At 63.8% G+C, this 18248-nt stretch carries 19 protein-coding genes and 1 other RNA gene; 9 read left to right on the forward strand and 11 right to left on the reverse strand.

The window, feature by feature from the left end; genetic code table 11:
- The first annotated feature begins 624 nt into the window (after window positions 1-624).
- A non-coding RNA gene (locus tag RMO57_RS11675) (sX9 sRNA) lies at window positions 625-701 on the forward strand.
- A 39-nt stretch (window positions 702-740) separates the two neighbouring features.
- Here the strand turns inward: RMO57_RS11675 and RMO57_RS11680 are convergent.
- Together RMO57_RS11680 and RMO57_RS11685 are read right to left on the reverse strand one after the other, a co-directional pair.
- Entirely contained in the window at window positions 741-1223 is a 483-nt protein-coding gene (locus RMO57_RS11680) for an RES family NAD+ phosphorylase (RefSeq protein ID WP_310386801.1), read from the reverse strand.
- A complete protein-coding gene (locus tag RMO57_RS11685; protein ID WP_310386802.1) occupies window positions 1220-1681 on the reverse strand; it encodes an antitoxin Xre/MbcA/ParS toxin-binding domain-containing protein in 462 nt (153 codons plus the stop codon). The genes RMO57_RS11680 and RMO57_RS11685 overlap by 4 nt, the downstream gene beginning before the upstream one ends.
- A 198-nt stretch (window positions 1682-1879) precedes the next feature.
- On the opposite strand from RMO57_RS11685, the gene RMO57_RS11690 reads away from it, so the two are divergent.
- Window positions 1880-3433: a fumarate hydratase gene (locus RMO57_RS11690; RefSeq protein ID WP_310386804.1), complete on the forward strand. Its 1554-nt coding sequence runs from the start codon at window positions 1880-1882 to the stop codon at window positions 3431-3433.
- On the opposite strand, the gene RMO57_RS11695 is transcribed toward RMO57_RS11690, so the two are convergent.
- The 4 genes from RMO57_RS11695 to modA all read right to left on the reverse strand — a co-directional run bounded on the left by RMO57_RS11695 (window position 3430) and on the right by modA (window position 7668).
- Entirely contained in the window at window positions 3430-4614 is a 1185-nt protein-coding gene (locus RMO57_RS11695) for a hypothetical protein (RefSeq protein ID WP_310386807.1), read from the reverse strand. The two genes, RMO57_RS11690 and RMO57_RS11695, sit on opposite strands and share 4 nt — an antisense overlap.
- A gap of 537 nt (window positions 4615-5151) precedes the next feature.
- On the reverse strand, window positions 5152-6267 hold the full coding sequence (modC, locus tag RMO57_RS11700; RefSeq protein WP_310386809.1) for a molybdenum ABC transporter ATP-binding protein: 1116 nt from the start codon (window positions 6265-6267) through the stop codon (window positions 5152-5154).
- Window positions 6264-6947 carry a molybdate ABC transporter permease subunit gene (gene modB, locus RMO57_RS11705; RefSeq protein ID WP_310386832.1) on the reverse strand — a complete coding sequence of 228 codons (684 nt, stop codon included), beginning with the start codon at window positions 6945-6947 and terminating at the stop codon, window positions 6264-6266. Before modB ends, modC begins: the two co-directional genes overlap by 4 nt.
- Before the next feature lie 13 nt (window positions 6948-6960).
- Window positions 6961-7668 carry a molybdate ABC transporter substrate-binding protein gene (modA, locus tag RMO57_RS11710; protein WP_310386812.1) on the reverse strand — a complete coding sequence of 236 codons (708 nt, stop codon included), beginning with the start codon at window positions 7666-7668 and terminating at the stop codon, window positions 6961-6963.
- Window positions 7669-7837: 169 nt separating this feature from the next.
- Here modA and RMO57_RS11715 point away from each other — a divergent pair, with 169 nt between their 5' ends.
- Window positions 7838-9091 carry a DNA polymerase IV gene (locus RMO57_RS11715; RefSeq protein WP_310386814.1) on the forward strand — a complete coding sequence of 418 codons (1254 nt, stop codon included), beginning with the start codon at window positions 7838-7840 and terminating at the stop codon, window positions 9089-9091.
- A 123-nt stretch (window positions 9092-9214) separates the two neighbouring features.
- Here RMO57_RS11715 and RMO57_RS11720 read toward each other — a convergent pair whose 3' ends face one another.
- Window positions 9215-9634 carry a YbaN family protein gene (locus tag RMO57_RS11720; protein ID WP_310386817.1) on the reverse strand — a complete coding sequence of 140 codons (420 nt, stop codon included), beginning with the start codon at window positions 9632-9634 and terminating at the stop codon, window positions 9215-9217.
- 103 nt (window positions 9635-9737) lie between these two features.
- On the opposite strand from RMO57_RS11720, the gene RMO57_RS11725 reads away from it, so the two are divergent.
- Entirely contained in the window at window positions 9738-10886 is a 1149-nt protein-coding gene (locus RMO57_RS11725; protein ID WP_310386819.1) for an alpha-hydroxy acid oxidase, read from the forward strand.
- Window positions 10887-10913: 27 nt separating this feature from the next.
- Here RMO57_RS11725 and RMO57_RS11730 read toward each other — a convergent pair whose 3' ends face one another.
- Genes RMO57_RS11730 through RMO57_RS11740 form a run of 3 tightly spaced genes read right to left on the reverse strand, consistent with a single transcriptional unit; the run spans window position 10914 to window position 12223 of the window.
- A complete protein-coding gene (locus RMO57_RS11730; RefSeq protein WP_310386821.1) occupies window positions 10914-11405 on the reverse strand; it encodes a hypothetical protein in 492 nt (163 codons plus the stop codon).
- Between the two features lie 17 nt (window positions 11406-11422).
- On the reverse strand, window positions 11423-12010 hold the full coding sequence (locus RMO57_RS11735) for a ferric reductase-like transmembrane domain-containing protein (RefSeq protein WP_310386823.1): 588 nt from the start codon (window positions 12008-12010) through the stop codon (window positions 11423-11425).
- 9 nt (window positions 12011-12019) lie between these two features.
- Window positions 12020-12223, reverse strand: coding sequence for a hypothetical protein (locus RMO57_RS11740; protein ID WP_310386824.1), 204 nt, complete (start codon window positions 12221-12223; stop codon window positions 12020-12022).
- A gap of 327 nt (window positions 12224-12550) precedes the next feature.
- Here RMO57_RS11740 and RMO57_RS11745 point away from each other — a divergent pair, with 327 nt between their 5' ends.
- Genes RMO57_RS11745 through RMO57_RS11755 form a run of 3 tightly spaced genes read left to right on the forward strand, consistent with a single transcriptional unit; the run spans window position 12551 to window position 13719 of the window.
- A complete protein-coding gene (locus tag RMO57_RS11745; protein WP_310386825.1) occupies window positions 12551-12682 on the forward strand; it encodes a hypothetical protein in 132 nt (43 codons plus the stop codon).
- Between the two features lie 12 nt (window positions 12683-12694).
- Window positions 12695-13030, forward strand: a complete 336-nt coding sequence (locus RMO57_RS11750; protein WP_310386826.1) for a hypothetical protein — start codon at window positions 12695-12697, stop codon at window positions 13028-13030.
- Entirely contained in the window at window positions 13030-13719 is a 690-nt protein-coding gene (locus RMO57_RS11755; protein ID WP_310386827.1) for a cbb3-type cytochrome c oxidase subunit I, read from the forward strand. The genes RMO57_RS11750 and RMO57_RS11755 overlap by 1 nt, the downstream gene beginning before the upstream one ends.
- A gap of 19 nt (window positions 13720-13738) precedes the next feature.
- On the opposite strand, the gene RMO57_RS11760 is transcribed toward RMO57_RS11755, so the two are convergent.
- Window positions 13739-16393: a serine/threonine-protein kinase gene (locus tag RMO57_RS11760; protein ID WP_310386828.1), complete on the reverse strand. Its 2655-nt coding sequence runs from the start codon at window positions 16391-16393 to the stop codon at window positions 13739-13741.
- Window positions 16394-16481: 88 nt separating this feature from the next.
- Here RMO57_RS11760 and RMO57_RS11765 point away from each other — a divergent pair, with 88 nt between their 5' ends.
- Window positions 16482-17057: an ECF-type sigma factor gene (locus RMO57_RS11765; protein ID WP_310386829.1), complete on the forward strand. Its 576-nt coding sequence runs from the start codon at window positions 16482-16484 to the stop codon at window positions 17055-17057.
- A gap of 220 nt (window positions 17058-17277) precedes the next feature.
- Window positions 17278-18248 (forward strand): M48 family metalloprotease (locus RMO57_RS11770; protein WP_310386830.1); only part of this gene is annotated, 971 nt, incomplete at its 3' end.

Here is an 18248-nt window from a genome sequence, read left to right on the forward strand (position 1 = left end):
GACTTGACCCTCGGCTTCCGCTTTGACCCTCGGCTTCCGCTGTTAACGATTAAAGACTTGACCCTCGGCTTCCGAAGACTTGACCCTCGGCTTCCGCTCAAAAGCTTCCAATCCATCTGGAATGGCTTCAGAGTACGCTGAATTTTTGCCTTTGCAGATATCGATTGAGAACAATCAGTTTCTCAAGAAACGAGGATTATTTCAGCGGATCTTTGGTGTTCAGTAAAAAATGACTCATGGAACGCCGCCCGGCCGAGGGTCAGGTCTTGAATCGTTAATTTCCGTCTGAGGCCGAGAAGCGGGCCGGGGTCAGGTCTTGAACGTGAAGGCAAGACCTGCCCCTTTTAGTCAAATCTTGTTCAAAATCTGGAGCGCTTCGGCATCGCTGCGCTTAGCAGGTTGACACCTGGTTTTCTCTTTATCCCTTTCATCCCCTCCATCCTGGCCAAAGTTTCCTCAATGCCTTGACTGGCTCCGGCGCGTGTCAAACAGCTCACGGTGCGAGCCCACCGCAAGGCCTCCTCACAGTTTGTGTGTGCCCGAGCCATTGGGTCTGCCCTGAGAGGCTGAGAACTTTTTACTGCGCGACCGCCAGGCGTCGTTGGCCGGATGCTCGAAATCCTCACGTACAGGGCGTACGTTCCGGTTTCTGCGCTCCGTCCGCCTAGCCTGACAGCCGCTCGCTACAAAAGTTCTCAGCCTCTGAGTGCTGCTCATCAGCTTGAAATTTTCCGTGGCCTTCAAAACATCCGCGGGTCAAATTCAAAAGGATTGCGCTCGACCGTCAACTTGATACCGCCATACTGCGGATGGGCGGGATTCAGCAGCAGGTTGCGTTCGAGCGGCTCGACGATGGAAGGCACCCAAAGTCCCAGGCTCGCTCCGGAAGACAACCAAGCATCACCCAAGGCGCGCGTCAAAGCGACTTCAACTGCCCAGTCATCGGTCAGACCAAGACTAATGACGTCAAGGAGGACGGCTTCTTTTGGCAGATCCAGTCGCATAAGGATTTGACTCTTCACAGCGACCCCACCGGTGTGCACGCGCTTTTCTAGTTGGCACAAAGCGCGGCTTGAACCTGCGTAGACAACTTGCCTGCCTGATTTGTTGTGCCAGCGGCCGTCGAAGAAGGTCGAGCCAATACCTTGGCTCATCAGGATGGCCACCTCATCAGGCATAGGCGCCGGGCAATACCCAATCCGCCAGACGCTACCCAAACTCAAGCTGTGCCGCCGTACTTGGTTGACATCAGTAGATTTTTCACGGTTTGAGCGCCATAAGACGTCTTGGCTGCGTCAAGCGGTCGCTCGCTATCCAATAGAGGGTGCGGCGTCCGCAGCCAAGTTGACGCCCCATCTTCGGTCGCAAAGACATCGGCCGCCATGTCGTGAATTTCAAGCAGGCGCAACAAAGTCTCAGCCGCATGCGAGGGCAGATCCTGCCCCTTTGAAGACAACCTGGTTGCCGTGCCCCGATCCAAATCCATGAACTCCGCCAGCGCCCCCTTGCCAAGTCCCAGATACTGACTGACGGGCTCGATGACCCGGCTGGAGATGCCGCGCTTGATCACTTGATGACCCTTCGTGGGCACGACGGTGAAGTCACGCAGTCCCAAGAGCACAAGAGGACTCACTAGCGCCGCCGGAGATAAGGTGGCTGCAATTACTGATGATGTAGACATGATGCAATTACACCATTGCGTCGATGCAAATGCAACCACTCATCAGTGTTTTCGGGCGTCGCGCGAGCCTCCAGGGCAATCGTTCAGGCCGCGCCATACCCCCATTTCCGCATCGCGGTCCACCCGCCACCCTCCCCAGCAAGCCAGCCTTAGTAAACTGCCGCCCAGCCTCACCAATTTCCCGGACCCTGCCCCATCATGTCTACCTCGATCCCTGCTTCAATCAAATACGCCGACTTCGTCGAAAGCATCGCCGCAGCACTCCAGTACATCAGCTACTACCACCCGGCCGACTACATCGCCCACTTGGCGCGTGCTTACGAGCGCGAGCAGTCCGCTGCCGCCAAGGACGCGATCGCGCAAATCCTGACCAACTCGAAGATGTGCGCCGAAGGCCGCCGCCCGATCTGCCAGGACACCGGCATCGTCAATGTGTTCCTGAAGGTCGGCATGAATGTGCGCTGGGAGGGCTTCCCCGGCTCGATCGAAGACGCCGTCAACCAGGGCGTGCGCCAAGCCTATAACTTCGCCGACAACAAGCTGCGCGCCTCGGTGCTGAATGACCCGATCTTCGAGCGCAAGAACACCAAGGACAACACGCCGGCGGTGATCAGCGTTAGCATCGTGCCCGGCAACTGTGTGGACGTGATGGTGGCGGCCAAGGGCGGCGGCTCGGAGAACAAGAGCAAGTTCGTGATGATGAATCCGAACGACTCGATCGTCGACTGGGTGCTCAAGACCGTGCCCTTGATGGGCGCCGGCTGGTGCCCGCCGGGCATGTTGGGTCTGGGCGTCGGCGGCACGGCCGAGAAGGCGATGTTGATGGCCAAAGAAGTGTTGATGGAAGACATCGACATGTATGAGCTGCTCGACCGCGGCCCGGCCAACAAGCTGGAAGAGCTGCGCATCGAGCTGTACGAGAAGGTCAATGCACTCGGCATTGGTGCGCAAGGTCTGGGCGGCCTAACGACCGTCTTGGACGTCAAGATCAAAACCTACCCGACCCACGCCGCGTCCAAGCCAGTGGCGATGATTCCTAACTGCGCGGCCACGCGGCACGCGCATTTCGTGCTGGACGGATCAGGCCCGAGCTTCCTGGAAGCACCCAGCCTGGCTCTATGGCCCGATGTGCATTGGGCGCCCGACTACAACAAGAGCAAACGGGTCGACCTGAATACCTTGACCAAGACCGAGGTGGCGAGCTGGAAGCCCGGCGATACGCTGCTGCTGAACGGCAAGATGCTGACCGGCCGTGACGCCGCCCACAAGCGCATTGCCGATATGTTGGCCAAGGGTGAAAAGCTGCCGGTGGACTTCACCAACCGGGTGATCTATTACGTCGGCCCGGTGGACCCGGTGCGGGGTGAGGTGATGGGGCCGGCGGGACCGACCACCGCCACCCGTATGGACGGCTACACCCGCATGATGCTGGAGCAAACCGGCCTGATCGCGATGGTTGGCAAGGCGGAGCGCGGCCCGGTTGCAATCGAAGCGATCAAGGACAACGGCTCGGCCTATTTGATGGCCGTTGGCGGTGCCGCCTACCTGGTCTCGAAGGCGATCAAGGCGGCGCCGGTGGTCGGCTTTGCCGACCTGGGCATGGAGGCGATCTATGAGTTCGACGTGGTCGACATGCCGGTCACGGTGGCGGTCGATGCCGGAGGTACCAGCGCCCACATCACCGGCCCGGCCGAGTGGCAGCAGCGCATTGCCTCGGGGCAGACCTCAGTGATTCCGCTGCAGTCGGTCTAAGCCTGCTCGGTGGAGCCGGCATCGTGGTCGGTATAGGGGCTAGGCTTTACGCTTGGCCCCGACGATTCACTCGCCAGCCCTGGCAAGGCCTGGCTAGACGCCTGCGCTGCGCGTATCTGCACTGCGGCAAGTTGACGCTTTTGAGCCTGTTCAGCCAAGACCTGACTGAGCCGGATCCCATATTTGAGCGACTGCTCCTGCTCTTTCAGCGCTTGGCCCAAAGCCATGGCCGTGCGTAAAAAATCCTCGCGATGCAAAGGATTCAAGGTCACCGAGCGTCTTGCCAGCAATTGTTGTAAACGCTCTTGCGCGGACGCCAAATGGCCGCAGCGAAGATCAAGCTCACACAGGGCATGTGCGGCCGAGTAATGCAGCACCTCGGAGCAAGAGTCGGCCATCAGCCGCGCACTGTCCTGAAACAGGCGCCCGGCCTCCTCAAAGTGCTGCGCGTTCATCATCGCGTGGCCGACATTGAGCCGCAGAATGGCGCGCTGCGCGTCCGACATAAAGTTCATATCCAGCAGATCATGAGCCCGCTGAGCCAGCGGCAACAAGCGCATCGAACTCGCCTGCGCCAACAAGGTTTTGCCGCCGGCCAATAGCTCGTCAAAGGCCAGCACACCGGCCATCAAGGCATTGGCGAAGCAGCGCACCAGGACCGGACCGTCGCCCGACTCTTGGGCCTTGAGCAGGGCCTGCTGATGCACTTGCTCGGCCGCTTCAAACTCACCCAGATTGGCCTGCACATGGGCGAAAGTAGACAAGGCACTGGCCAGACTGTCCAAGGATGCCGACTGACTGGCCAGCTCCAATGCCCGCAAAGCCAGCGGCAAACCTTCCTCCGCCAATCCCGCTGCGCAGGCGGCCAATGCGGCCTGGTTGAGCATCGCCACCTGCGGGCCAACTTGATTCAATGCCGCGAAATGCTCGGCCGCCCGCAGCGCACATTTGAAGGTCTGGTCAAAGGCTGAGTTGGCCCAGTGAGCCTCGGCCTGCAATCTGGCCGCCGCCGCCGAACAGGGTTGGGGCTCAGCTCCCGCGCAACTTTGCTCCGCCAACAAGGCGAGTGCTGCAGCGGCCAGCGGGCGTTCGTCCTCAAAGACGTCTTGCGCCTGTTGAAGCAGCTTGTCACAAGCGGCAGCTTGTTCGACCTCGATGTGCCTGCGTTTGGCGGGGGGCATGGCCTGGTCTTTGATGATGAACTTCTCTCAATATACAAGGCTTGAGCTTGAAGATCCGCCGCCGGCGCCTCATGCGCACGCGGTATCAATTTTGAGAGCCGAAGTGTTGCGGAATTGGTGGCAATGCACAGGCAATATGCCCTGCTTTCTGCGGTCAAAGACCGAATCGCGGTCGGACACCCCCAGCCCTCCAATGTCTATCAGCAAGACTTCAGCCTGCTGTTGGCGCGCGGCCAAATCCTCACTGGCCTTGCTGAACTGCAAGCATTGACTAGGAGCCCGGGTGGGATCGTCGGGTCAGGCTGAATTCTTCAATCCCCTTCATCCCCTTCATCCAGGCAAAAAATATTTCTTCCGGCCCTGTCAAATCGAACTTGGCCTAGCCAAAGCTTCCAGCCAGGCAGCCAGCTCGCGCGAAGAAAAAATTGAGCCAGGATGAAGGGGATAGAGGGGATAGAGGGGATGGAGAGGTTGGATTTGGGCCAGCGCGGGTGAGTCGATGGCCGCTCGGCCGCGCAGTAAAAAGCTCGTCTGCCCTCAAGCCAGCAAGGCCACCGATTTCACCTGTATCCAGGCCGGCTGTCCCGGCCGCAAATTCAGCGTCTCGAAAGCCCGCCCGGTGATGCGGGCCAGCAGATGCGTAGCCGCCCCCTCTTCACCGCCAAGCCTGACCCGCACCAGCACCTGTGACGGATGCACGGCGTCGGCCGCCGACGCTTCGATCACGCAGGGCAGCTGGTTCTGAATGCTGCTGCCCTCTTGAGCTTGGGTTGCAATGCTGACGTCGCGCGCCAGCACCCGCAGCCTAACGCGGTGGCCCAGCGGCAGACCGCTGTCACGCAGCCACAGGCTGCCGCCGTCAAAAGCGACCCGGCAGAGATGCCAGCGGCTGTCGCGCTCGGCCACCCGACCGGTCAGCAAGGCACCGACATCCTCGCCGATCAGCAGCGGGCTGTTGATCGTTGACAGCGCTTGCGCCGCGGGGCCGGCGGCCGTCGCCCGGCCCCGGTCCAGCAGCACCACATGGTCGGCCAGCCGCGCCAGCTCGTCGGCCGAATGGGTGACATACAGCATCGGCACGCTCAGCTCATCGCGCAGGCGCTCCAGCCAGGGCAGGATCTCTTGCTTGCGGGCGTGGTCGAGCGCGGCCAGCGGCTCGTCCAGCAGCAACAGGCGCGGCTGGGTCGCCAGCGCCCGCGCGATCGCCACCCGCTGGCGCTCGCCGCCGGACAGCGCCGTCGGCGAGCGATCCAGCAGCCGGTCGATGCCGAGCAGCGTGATCGCCGCGTCCAGCACCTGATTCGACGCGGCCCGCATTGTTCGCGATACCGTGCGCTTCAAGCCGTATTGCAGATTGCCCAGCACCGTCAGATGCTCGAACAACGAGGCCTCCTGGAACACATAGCCCAGCGCGCGCCGCCAGGTCGGCAAGAAGTGCTTGGCGGCCTCGTCCTGCCAGACCTCGCCGCCAATCCGCACCAGACCTTGCTGCGCCCGCTCCAGGCCGGCCACGCAGCGCAACAGCGTGGTCTTGCCCGAGCCCGAGGCGCCGAACAACACCGTGATGCCGGTGGCCGGCAGGCTCAGGTCCAGCGACAACTCGAAAGCACCGCGCTGCAGCTGCAGCCGAATCTGGTTGTTAGCGTCCGTCATGGCAACACCCGCCCCAAGCGCCGCTTCTGCAGCGCCATCACCAGCAACACCGCGAACGACAGCGCCACCATAAAGCCGGCCAGCCAATGCGCCTGCGCGTATTCCATCGCCTCCACATGGCCGTAGATTTGCGTGGAGATGACGCGGGTCTGGCCCGGAATATTGCCGCCAATCATCAGCACCACGCCGAATTCGCCGACCGTGTGGGCGAAGCACAGAATCGCCGCCGTCAGCAGACCGGGCCGGGCCAGCGGCAGCGCCACGCTGAAAAAAGCATCGAGCGGGCTGGCCCGCAGCGTCGCCGCCACCTCCATCGCGCGCGGCCCTTGAGCCTCGAACGCATGCTGGATGGGCTGCACGGCAAAGGGCAGCGAAAAGATGATGGACCCGATCAGCAGGCCGGTGAAGCTGAACGACAGCGTGCCCACGCCCAGCGCCTGGGTCAAACGGCCCAACGGCCCGGACGGGCCCATCGCCAGCAGCAAATAAAAACCCAGCACCGTCGGCGGCAACACCAAAGGCAAGGTGACCAGGGCGTTGATGGCGGCACGCCAACGCGAGGGTGTATTGGCCAGCCACCAGGCCAGTGGCGTCGCGATAACCAACAAAATCAGCGTCGTCAGCGTCGATAACTTCAGCGTCAACCAGATCGCCTGAACGGCGTCGGCGCTCGGCATCATCATCACAGGCGGCTCAAAGCTCATAGCCAAACGAGCGGATCAGCGCACGCGCCTTGTCGCCGCGCAGATAGTCCAGCAGCGCCAGCGCCGCCGGGTTGCCCTTACCGGCGACCAGCAGCAGCGCGTCCTGGCGTATCGGTGCATGCAGATGGGCCGGCACTCGCCAAGCCGAGCCCTGCGTGAGTTTGCCGCCTGAGAAAACTTGGGACACCGCCACAAAACCCAGCTCGGCATTGCCGGTCGCGACGAACTGGTAGGTCTGGGCGATGCTGGTGCCCTGCACCAGGCGCGGCGTCAGCGCGGCCAGCAGCCCCAGACCCTTCAGCACCTCGACGGCGGCCGCGCCGTAAGGGGCGAGCTTGGGGTCGGCGATGGCCAGATGTTCGAATTTGCCGGTGCGCAGCACCTGACCCTGGTCATCGACCAGGCCGGGCTGGCGGCTCCACAGCAGCAGCCGCCCCGTCGCATAGGTGAAGCGGCTGCCGGCCACGCCCAAGCCCTCGCGTTCCAGCAAGGCCGGCGTTTGGTTGTCGGCCGCCAGCAACACCTGGAACGGCGCGCCGCTCTTGATCTGGGTGTAGAACTTGGCCGTAGAGCCAAACACAAGCGTCGCGTGGTGGCCTGTATCCCGCTCGAAGGCGGCGGCGATTTTTTGCATCGGTACGCTGAAGTTGGCCGCGACCGCCACGCTGACCTCGGCGGCCTGAACAGCACCGACCATAGCCGCCGCTGCGATCAAACTACCCGCTAACCGCTGTTTCAAAATCCGCCTCGCTGTTCTCAAATTGATTAGCGAAAGTGTAGGTGCTACGCCAGCTACAAGGCCGGCACCGCTCCTTTTCGTAGCCCCTGCTGCCAGCCCCTGTCAGCAGCCCGACCGACAATGCGTGATGGCCGCCGCCCTGCCCTCAACTCCGACCAACACCGCCCTGCCCGAGCGCCTGATCGCGCATCTGGACATGGACGCCTTCTATGCGTCCGTTGAGCTGCTGCGTTACCCCGACCTGCTGGGCCAGGCGGTGGTGATTGGCGGGCGCCGCAGCCATGCGCCGCAGACGCTGGCGGACGGCAGCCGAAGCTATTCAAGGCTGCGCGACTACACCGGCCGCGGCGTCGTCACCACCTCGACCTACGCCGCCCGCGATCTGGGCGTGTTCTCCGGCATGGGGCTGATGAAGGCGGGCTTGCGCGCGCCCGATGCCATCCTCTTGCCGACCGACTTTGACGCCTACCGCCTCTACTCGCGGCTGTTCAAGGCGGCGGTGGCCGAGTTGGCGCCGGTGATTGAGGATCGCGGCATCGACGAAATTTACATCGACCTCAGCGACATCCCCGGCATTCGCGACGCGGTCGCCCATGATCCGCTGGGCGGCCTGCGCGCGATCGCGCGCGAGATCAAGAACTCGGTGTTTCAAGCCACCGGCCTGACCTGCTCGATCGGCATCACGCCAAACAAGCTGTTGTCCAAGCTCGCCTCCGAGCTGGACAAACCGGACGGCATCACGCTGCTGATGGAAAGCGATATTGCGACCCGCATCTGGCCGCTGGGCGTGCGCAAGGTCAATGGCATCGGCCCGAAAGCGGCGGCCAAGCTGCTGGCGTTGGGGATTGAGACGGTGGAGCAACTGGCTAGCGCTGAGCCGCTACTGCTGATTGCGCAGTTCGGCCAGTCCTTCGGCGCCTGGCTGCATGAGGCGGCGCATGGCCGCGACAGCCGCACGGTGGTCACGCACAGCGAGCCGGTCTCGATCAGCCGCGAGACCACCTTTGAGCATGACCTGCATGCGGTGCATGACCGGGCCGAGCTGGGCGCCATCTTCACCCGTCTGTGTGAGCAGTTAGCGAGCGATCTGGTGCGCAAGGGCTATCAGGGCCGCACCATCGGGCTGAAGCTGCGTTTCGAGGGTTTTCACACCGTCACCCGCGACCTCACCCTGGCCCTGCCCACGCAGGATGCCCAGGCAATCCGCCGCGCCGCCGGCGCCTGCCTGAAGCGGGTGCCGCTGGACAAACGCATCCGCCTGCTGGGCGTGCGCGTCGGGGCTTTGAGCCGGCCGGGTGCGCCGGAACCTGCCGCCGCCAAACGAGCCCGGCCAAAGGGGGGCGCGGCTGGCCCCAGACCCGAAAACCTGCGCTTGTTCTGAGCAGCCGGCGCTGACAAGGGACAGCCGTTTCAATCTACTCGAACACAGGGGCTGCGGCCAGCAGCTGCGCGGCAGCGTCGACAAAGCCTCGGAGGCGGTGACCGCGGCTGGTGCGTGGGCTGATCAGGGTTTGCGCGTCGGCAGGCTCCACAGCCACCAGGCCACGGCGGCACAGCAGGCGGCCGGCAGCCAGGCCAGGTGGGGCGGCAGCTTGAAGGCCGCCGTCAACGAACCCAGGGCCATCATCACGCTGGCAAATTGCTTGGCCCGCAGCGGCACGGCGCGGGTCGCGCGCCAGTCGCGCACCATCGGGCCGAACAGCCGGTGCGTGAGCAGCCAGCGCTCGCAGCGGCTGCTGGCGCGCGAGAAACAAAATGCCGCCAGCAACACGAAAGGCGTGGTCGGCAGCAAGGGCAAAAAAACACCGATGAAACCCAACACCAGGCTGGCGAGCCCGGCCAGCAGCCACAGCACGCGCTGCCAGGTGGGGCGAAGCTGGAGCGGGCGCGGCAGCGCAGCGGTCAAGGGAGGTTCATCTGGCATGGAGGAAGCGATGGTGATTTGGGACCGGGTTTCAGCATTCTCTCAGCTGGCTCGGCTAGCATGCATCACAGCAAGACCCTAAAGCAGCAAGAGAGACCCCACCATGCCCGTGATCACCTGTATCGAAGACCTGCGCGTCCTGGCTCAAAAGCGCGTGCCGCGGATGTTCTATGACTACGCCGATTCCGGCTCATGGACCGAAAGTACCTACCGCGCCAATTCAGCGGACTTCCAGGCCTTCAAGCTGCGCCAGCGGGTTGCCGTCAATCTGGAAAACCGCAGCACTGCCACGCAGATGATCGGTGTCGACGTGGCGATGCCGGTGGCGATTGCACCGACCGGCCTGACCGGCATGCAGCATGCCGACGGCGAAATCCTGGCGGCGCGTGCGGCCGAGCAGTTCGGCATCCCCTTCACCCTCTCGACGATGAGCATCTGCTCGATCGAGGATGTGGCCGCGCGCACCCAAGCGCCGTTCTGGTTTCAGCTCTATGTGATGAAGGACCGCGCCTATATCGAGCGCCTGATCGACCGCGCCAAAGCCGCGCGCTGCGGCGCCCTGGTGCTGACGCTGGACTTGCAAATCCTCGGCCAGCGCCACAAAGACATCAGGAACGGCTTGTCGGCGCCGCCCAAACCCACCCTCGCTAACCTGCTCAATCTGCTGACCAAGCCGCGCTGGTGTCTGGGCATGCTGGGCACGCCGCGGCGCCAGTTCGGCAATATCGTCGGCCATGTCAAGGGGGTCGAGAACATGGGCTCGCTGGCCGAATGGACGGCCCAGCAGTTCGACACGGCGCTGAACTGGGGCGATGTGGAGTGGATCAAAAAGCGCTGGGGCGGCAAGCTGATCTTGAAGGGCATCCAGGACGTCGAGGATGCCCGACTGGCCGTCAACTCAGGCGCCGACGCCTTGATCGTCAGCAACCACGGTGGGCGCCAACTCGACGGCGCCGAGTCCAGCATCCATGCGCTGCCCGCCATCGTGAACGCGGTGGGCAGCCAGATCGAGGTGCATATGGACGGCGGCATCCGCTCGGGCCAGGATGTGCTGAAGGCCCGAGCGCTCGGTGCGCGCGGCACCTACATCGGCCGGGCGTTCTTGTACGGCCTGGGTGCCATGGGTGAGGCCGGTGTCACCAAGGCACTGCAAATCATCCACAAGGAGCTGGACCTGACGATGGCTTTTTGCGGCCACACGCAGATTGATCAGGTCGGGCCGGACATCTTGCTGCCGCCCAGACTGCGCTGAGCCTCACGGGGCCGACGTGTTGGTCCTTCAGCGCTCCAAACGCCGCACCTTGGCGGTATGCGTGCTGGCCTCGAACTCCAGCACAAAGTAGCCCAGCACGCTGCGGCGCACCTTGACCTTGGGGTTCTTCAGGTAAAGCACGGCCGAGCTGTCATCGGTGATCTGCCACAGCTGACCATTGTTCAGCTTGATCACCTGCTTGGGCCCCCAGCCTTCGAACAGGCCAGAGATTTCGCTTTCGATCTCCTGCGCTTCGGCTTTGCGGGCCTGCTGCTCAAGGCCAAAGCTCACGGCGGCCGGTGCCGCTGGCCCAGCCGCGCTCTTGCTCGACGCAAGCCCGGCTTGCGCATCCACCCAAGCGTCATAACAAAGCAGGCGCGCTTGCGGGTCGGGCATGGCCCGGCATTGCTGGGCCGGCAAGGCTTGAGCCTGCGCGCGCGCAGCGGCGAACAATGCCGACATCAGGATCACGATCACGGCAGTGGCAAAAGCCAGGCGGTTGGCAAAAATTCGGCGCATGGTGGATGAGGCTCAGTTCAAGCGAAGCTATAACGTTCGGAATAGTACTTGGACATTGGCACGCCGAACCGACCCAGCGCCGTTTCGACCGCATCCATCATCGGATTGGGCCCGCAGATGAAGTACTCATGCTGGTCGTAAGCGGACGGCAGATGGCGGCTCAGCAGCTCGGCCGTGATGTGGCCGGTCTCGCCGGCCCAGCCCGGCGGCGGCTTGGACAGCGGCTTGACCAAGCGCACATAGATCAGCAAGGCAACCCAAAACGCGACCAGCGCGATCCACAGCGCGCACTTGACCGGGTCCTGCAGATGGAAGCTCCCTCCCACCATATGCACGATGCCGCCGATGATGGCGGTTAGCGCCAAGGCGATGTGGGTGCGCTGCCAGAGCTCGTAGGACAGTTTCAGTTTGACCCGCCACAGCGCCGCCACCACCACGGTAGCCAGGGCGCCGATGGACAACAAGGCGGCGACCGCGCCGATAGGAATCTCGCCCGACTCGGGCCGCGCCAGCAGCTCGGGCTGGGCCGCAAAAATGATCAGTGGATGGGCGAACACCAGGCCGACCGCGGCCAGCGAGACCGGGCGGTGGAAGTGGTGAATCACGTCCTCGCCTCAGGGTACGGTGACATAGCGAAAGCGCGCCGTCAGGCCGAACTGCAGGCCCATCATCGCCAGGCCCGAGTCGCCCAGTGCGGCCGCAAACTCGGTCCAAAAGCCACGCGCCGGTGGCATCGCCCCCAGCATCAGCGCGAACAGCGGCGCCAGGATGAACAAGCGGTACAAGCCAAGCCACAAGACTCCGCGCAGATTGAACATTAACGGCACTCCCGCAGCAGTTGTCAGCGCGCCAATATCGCGCAATCTGGCCGGCCGCCTATGCAATGATTTCATCAGTTACTTTTACCGCTCCATAGACTCAAAATCAGGCGCTAGGGCCTTACAGTTTCTTGCCCTATCTCAAGCCACCCGTCTGCTTTTCGCTGGCCACGTCCCACACCAGTACCCGGGACCAAACGCCATCCGCGAACTTGTGATCGCCTACTGCGGCCCGGCCCTCGTGCCGGCAGACTTCTGGACCCGCTGGAATGCCGATCCGGTGCTGCTGGCCGCTCCGCTGGTGCTGGCTGGCTGGGTGGGTGGGCGTTGGCAAAGCCGAGCACAGTCGTGCGGGCTGGGCGGCCATTGCCTTGCTGGCAGCGCCGCTTCGTCGAAGACAAGGCCGAGCTTGAGCGCCTGCACCGCATCGCCCGTTTTGTCTATGTGGTGATGACTTAGCCGGGCGCGTTCATGGCCATAACCACCGGCACCGCGCTGATCTTTATGCAGACGACCTTCCGCGAATGGTTCTCGCTGAAGATGGTCTTGGTGGGCGGCATGGCCATGCTGCATGTGCTGGCCGGCCTGATGGCGGTGCTGGCGTTCTCGCGCAACGGCCGCTTCAGCACGCGCGCCTGTCTCACGCTGAGCACGGTTTACTTCCTATTGATCGTGGCCATCCTTTGGGTGGTACTGGCCAAGCCCACTATCGACTCCAACGCGATCGCGCCGCATCTGTTTGACCCCGGCGCGCTGAAGCCCTTGCTGCTTCTGTTCTTGGGCTCGACCAAGACACCGACGCCGTGATGAAAGACCAAGTTACCGCCATGCCAGCCGGCAAAACCGACCGCTGGGACTTGCCGATGCTCTACATCTTCGGCGTCTTCTTTGTCTTCGTGCTGGGCGGCCTGACCGGCGTGATGCTGGCAATGGTGCCGTTTGACTGTCAGGCGCATGACAGCCATTTCGTCGTCGCGCACTTGCACTACGTCGTCGCTGGCGCTTTCTTGTTCCCCATGCTGGCCGGTCTTTACTACTGGCTGCCCCTGTTGACCGGGCGCGCCACCATCAAGCGACTGTCGGTGCCGGCCTTCTGGCTGATCTTGGTCGGCTTCAACCTGACCTTTCTCCTGATGTACCTGGTCGGTCTGTTGCTGATCGACCTGCTGATTCAGCTGCGCTATGGCCGCCGCTCCAAGCGCGACCCCTGGCAGGCAACCACGCTGGAATGGGCGATGCCGATGCCGCCGCCGTCCTATAACTTTGCCTCCATCCTGCATCTGGAAGGCCACGCCGACGCGCTCAGCCCGGCCACGCTGGGCGTGCACATGAGCAGCGGCCAGCCGGACCAGCTGATCGTGCTGCCCAAGTCCACCTATTTGCCGCTGTGGACCGGGCTGGCCGCGGCGAAGGCCGTGCTCGCGATGCTGGCCAAGGCCTTCATCGCGCTGGTCCTTATCCTGGGCCCCATCATGTGGCCGGCGACCTGCGTTTAGCCGCCATGACGGCGACGCGCTACAAAGCCCCGCCCACCGCGACATAGGCCAAGGCATGGTCGCCGGCCAGCGCCGTGATCGCATGGGCGCGCTGGTAATTGCGCTTGGCCTGGGCCTGCCACTGGGCTTTTTGACCCGGCTCCCAACGCGCCAGCAAGACCTGACCCTCGGCCAAATTGAGCAAAGCGTCGCGCGCTTTCTCGGCCTCGGCCAAGGGGGCCAACACAGCCATCGATTGATGCAACAAGGCCAGCGCCGGCACCGCCTCGCCGCTGCCATGCAGGGCCCGCGCCAGATAGATGTTTTGCCAAGCCTGCAGGCGTGTCAGATGCACGCTGGGCTGTTTGGCAGCGCGCACCGCCAAGCCGGCCAGCGCCACCTTGACGACGGCCAAGGCCTCGGCGTAGCGCTGGTTTTCAACCAAGGCACGGCCGTGGTGCAAGGCCACGCGGGGCAGATCGGCCTCCCATTTATTGCCCGGCCCGGCCTCACGCACCAAGCGCTCGCATTGGGTCCAGGACAGCTGGGTGGCCAACAAGGCCGCCGCTACATCGGGCTGGCGCAGCAGAATCACGCCCAGATTGGCGGCCTCGCTGACGACCCCGTCAATCACGGCGGTGTTGTTCGGTGCCAGCGCGGCGGCCGCTTGGCGCGAGGCGACGGCGGCCTCGGCCTGCACGCGCGCCTCGGCGAGCTTGTTGACCCGCGCCAACGTCAACGCACGGGCACCAAACAGCGAGGCTTGAATCTCATGCCACTGAGGCTCTTTGGCCGTCTGCCCCAACTGCGCCAGCAAGGCCTCGCCCTTGGCCAGCCATTGCAGGCCAAGCTCGGGCTGATTCAGGCTGGCGTTGGTCTGGTTGTCATAGAACAAGCCCATGCGCAGCAACGCCGCCGCCCGCGTCAGCTGCAGCGCGCGGCGCTTGTCCGGCGGCACGGCGGCGTCGGCCTCGTCCAGGCGCACCAGCGCTTTTTCCATCAGCTGCACCGATTCAGCCGGTTTTTTTGCCGCGCGCAAGCCCAGCGCCTGCACCTGCAGCGCCTGCACATACAGACCGACAAAATCGGCGTCGCCGCGCTGCTGCGGCCAGACCTGCTCGGCCAAGGCAATCGCCCGCTCGGCAAACGCGCGAGCCTCGGCGCCCTTGTTCAACGAGGCGCCGTTGTCATCGGCGGCAATATCGGCCAGGCGCGCGTAGACGGCGGCCAGATCGGCCTGCCAGATACCGTCCTGCCCGCCCTCGGCGGCCAGTTGTTCGAGGTGCTTGAGCAGGTCTTTCAGCAGGCTTTCCTTGACCTGCAGGCCGCCCGGCAAATGGGTGATGGCGTCGCCGTGACGCAGCACCACCTCGCGGGTGATGCTGCGGATGCGCGCCAGATGGGCCTGCGCCGCGTCGCGCGCCAGGGCCGCCTGGTGCGCCTGCCAGCTGGCCCCAGCCGTGCCGCCCACCAGCGCCAGCAGCGCCAGCAGCCCCAAACCGACCGGCAGCCGATTGCGGCGCACGAATTTACTCAGCAAATAGCCCCGGCTGGGCGCATGGGCCGAGACCGGATAACCGGCCAAATGAGCGCGTACATCGGCGGCAAAGGCCTCGACCGAGGCATAGCGGCGCTCGGGAGTTTTCTCCAGCGCCTTCAGCAAAATATTGTCCAAATCACCGCTCAAGCGCTTGCGGGTAGACAGCCAATCCGGGCCGAAGCCAAGGTCCGCGCCGAGGCCGCTGGGCCTGGTGGGAGTTTCTTCCAGCACGCTGCGGGCGGCCTCGGCCGGCGTGGTGGCGCGCCGACCCGTCGGGCGCACGCCGGTCAGCAGCTGATAGAGCAAGACGCCGAGCGAATAAATGTCGGTCGAGGTGGTGACCGGCTCGCCGCGCACCTGCTCGGGGCTGGCGTAATTGGGCGTGAAGGGGCGCACCAAACCGACCGTGGTGTTGGCGTCTTGGCCGTCGACCGAATCGCTGGGATCGAGTGCCTTGGCGATGCCGAAGTCCAACAGCTTGACCTGACCCTCGGGCGTCACCAACACATTGCCGGGCTTCAGATCGCGGTGCACCAGCAAGGCCCGGTGCGCATACGAGACCGCGTCGCTGAGCTGCAGAAACAGCGCCAGCCGCTGCTCCAGGGTGATGCCGCCGGCGGCGACGTCGAGCGGTTTGCCGTCCACATAGGCCATCACAAAAAACGGCAGGCCGTCGGCACTCAGGCCGGCGTCCAGCAGGCCGGCAATGTTCGGATGCTGCAGCCGCGCCAGCGCCTGGCGCTCCTGCGCGAAGCGCTGCAGCACAGCCACCGTATCCATGCCTCGCTTGAGCAGCTTGATCGCCGCCCGGCCCTGGTAGTGGCCGTCGGCGCGCTTGGCCTCGAACACCTCGCCCATGCCGCCGGCGCCCAAGGGCCGCACGACCTCCCAGGCGCCCAGGCGTTGTCCGATGCGCGCGGCGCAGCCGGTCAGGCGCTGCGCCGCCGAGTCGGCCATGAAGCCGCCGCCGGTGCTGTTGCCGGTGCTGTCGCAGTGATGGGCCAAGAGCGACAAAACCTCGTCGCGCAGCGACAGGTCGGTCGCCGCTTCGCCGCCCACCCAGGCCTCGCGCTCAGCCTGCGGCAACGCCAATGCGCGCTCGAACAAGGCCTTGACGGCGGGCCAGGACGTGGAGGCTGGGGGCAAATTGGGCATGGCCGGAATTGTCCGGCAGGCTCAGCGCCGCCCCCATCCGCACATGCCCTGTGTTCGCGCACGCTTTGCCGCGGCCACAATCGCAGCCATGCCGACCAGCCCCGACCACGCCGACCTGACCCAATGGCTGCAAAAGCTGGACAGCGGCACGTCGCTGAATGCGGTCAACGAGGTGTTTGCCCTGCTCTACGGTGAACTCAAACGCGCCGCGTCCGCGCAGATGCGCAAGGAGTCGGCCGGCCACACGCTCAGTGCCACCGCGCTGACGCACGAGGCCTGGTTTCGCCTGAGCGAGCAGCCCCGCACCGAATGGCAAAGCCGTGGCCATTTCATCGGCGTCGCCGCCATCATGATGCGGCGCATCCTGGTCAACCACGCGGTCGCCAAGCAAGCGGTCAAGCGCGAGGCCGAGCTGGTGTCGCTGAACCTGACCGAGGCCGAGGAAATCGGCCAGAGCGTCAACAGCGAAGTGCTGCAGGTCCACGCGGCCTTGCTGGCCTTTGAGCAGATCGACGCACGCGCCGCCAAGGTGGTTGAGCTGAAGTTTTTTGGTGGCCTGGAAATCGACGAAATCGCCGAGCTGCTCGCCATTTCGCCGGCCACCGTCAAGCGCGACTGGACGATGGCCAGGGCGTGGTTGCATAGGGAGTTGGCGGCGCCTTGATGGCCGGCAACAACAGGCTCACGACAATTTCGCCATCGTTGCCGGCGATTTCGCGGCAATCTATTGACTGCGCTGCCAACCAACCAGACATTCCCTAGCCAGGGGTAAAGCCGACCTCAAACACCCCATCAGATGGGCAATACTTACCGATTAATAATTGCGTTACTTGCGGGTCACGTTGCCAGCAAGAACTATTCAATATTTCCTGGGAGGGAACTTCATGCAAAACCTCGTCTACCCGCGCGAGCGGATCCTGAGCAAGATCACCTTGGTGCTCGGCCTGCTGTTCTGGTTGGGCCTTATCGCCGGCACTTTCGGCATCGCATTGATCGGCCTGGCATTGGGTTTCTTGCTCTATTTATTCATCCAGTCGGCACTGATCGCGCACATCAAGGGCAATGGCGTCAAGCTATCGGCCGCACAGTACCCGGACCTGTACGCTCAATTTGAAGCCTGCTGTGATCGCCTGGACATCAGCACTCGCCCTGAGGCCTACGTCCTCAATGGCGACGGCGCCATGAATGCCTTCGCCACCAAATTCTTGGGCACGCAGTACGTGGTGCTGCTGTCCGGTGTGGTCGATGCCATGGCCGAGCATGCCGACGGTGTGCGCTTTTACATCGGGCACGAACTGGGGCATCTGCGCATGAAGCACCTGTCGGGCCACCTGCTGCGCTGGCCGGCCTTGTGGCTGCCGCTCCTGGGCGGCGCCTACTCACGCGCCCGCGAGAGCACCTGCGACCGCCACGGCCTGGCCTGTTCGAGCTCGGCCGAGGGGGCCGCGCGCGCACTGGCGGCACTGGCTACCGGCGCGCAACGTTGGAAGCAACTCAACCTTGCCGCTTACCTGGAACAATTGCCTCAGACCAAGGGGTTCTGGATGTCCTTCCATGAGCTGACTGCCGCCTACCCCTGGCTGAGCAAACGGGCTGCGCGGGTGATGGACGCCGACGCCACGATGCCTTCGCGCCACCGCTTCGCCTACCTGCTGGCCATGTTTGTGCCCTATGCCGGCCGCCTGGGTGGAGGCTTTGGATTCATCGTGATGATCTACCTCGTTGGCGTGCTGGCCGCCGTGGCCGTGCCGTCTTACCAGGACTACACGGTCAAGGCCAAACTCACGGTCGCAGCTCAAAGCTCGCAAGACGCCCGCGACAAGCTGACCCGCATCAACAAATGGTACTGCGAGCA

Origin of the sequence: Roseateles sp. (genome assembly GCF_031397715.1) — a bacterium.
Lineage (GTDB): Bacteria > Pseudomonadota > Gammaproteobacteria > Burkholderiales > Burkholderiaceae_C > Paucibacter_A.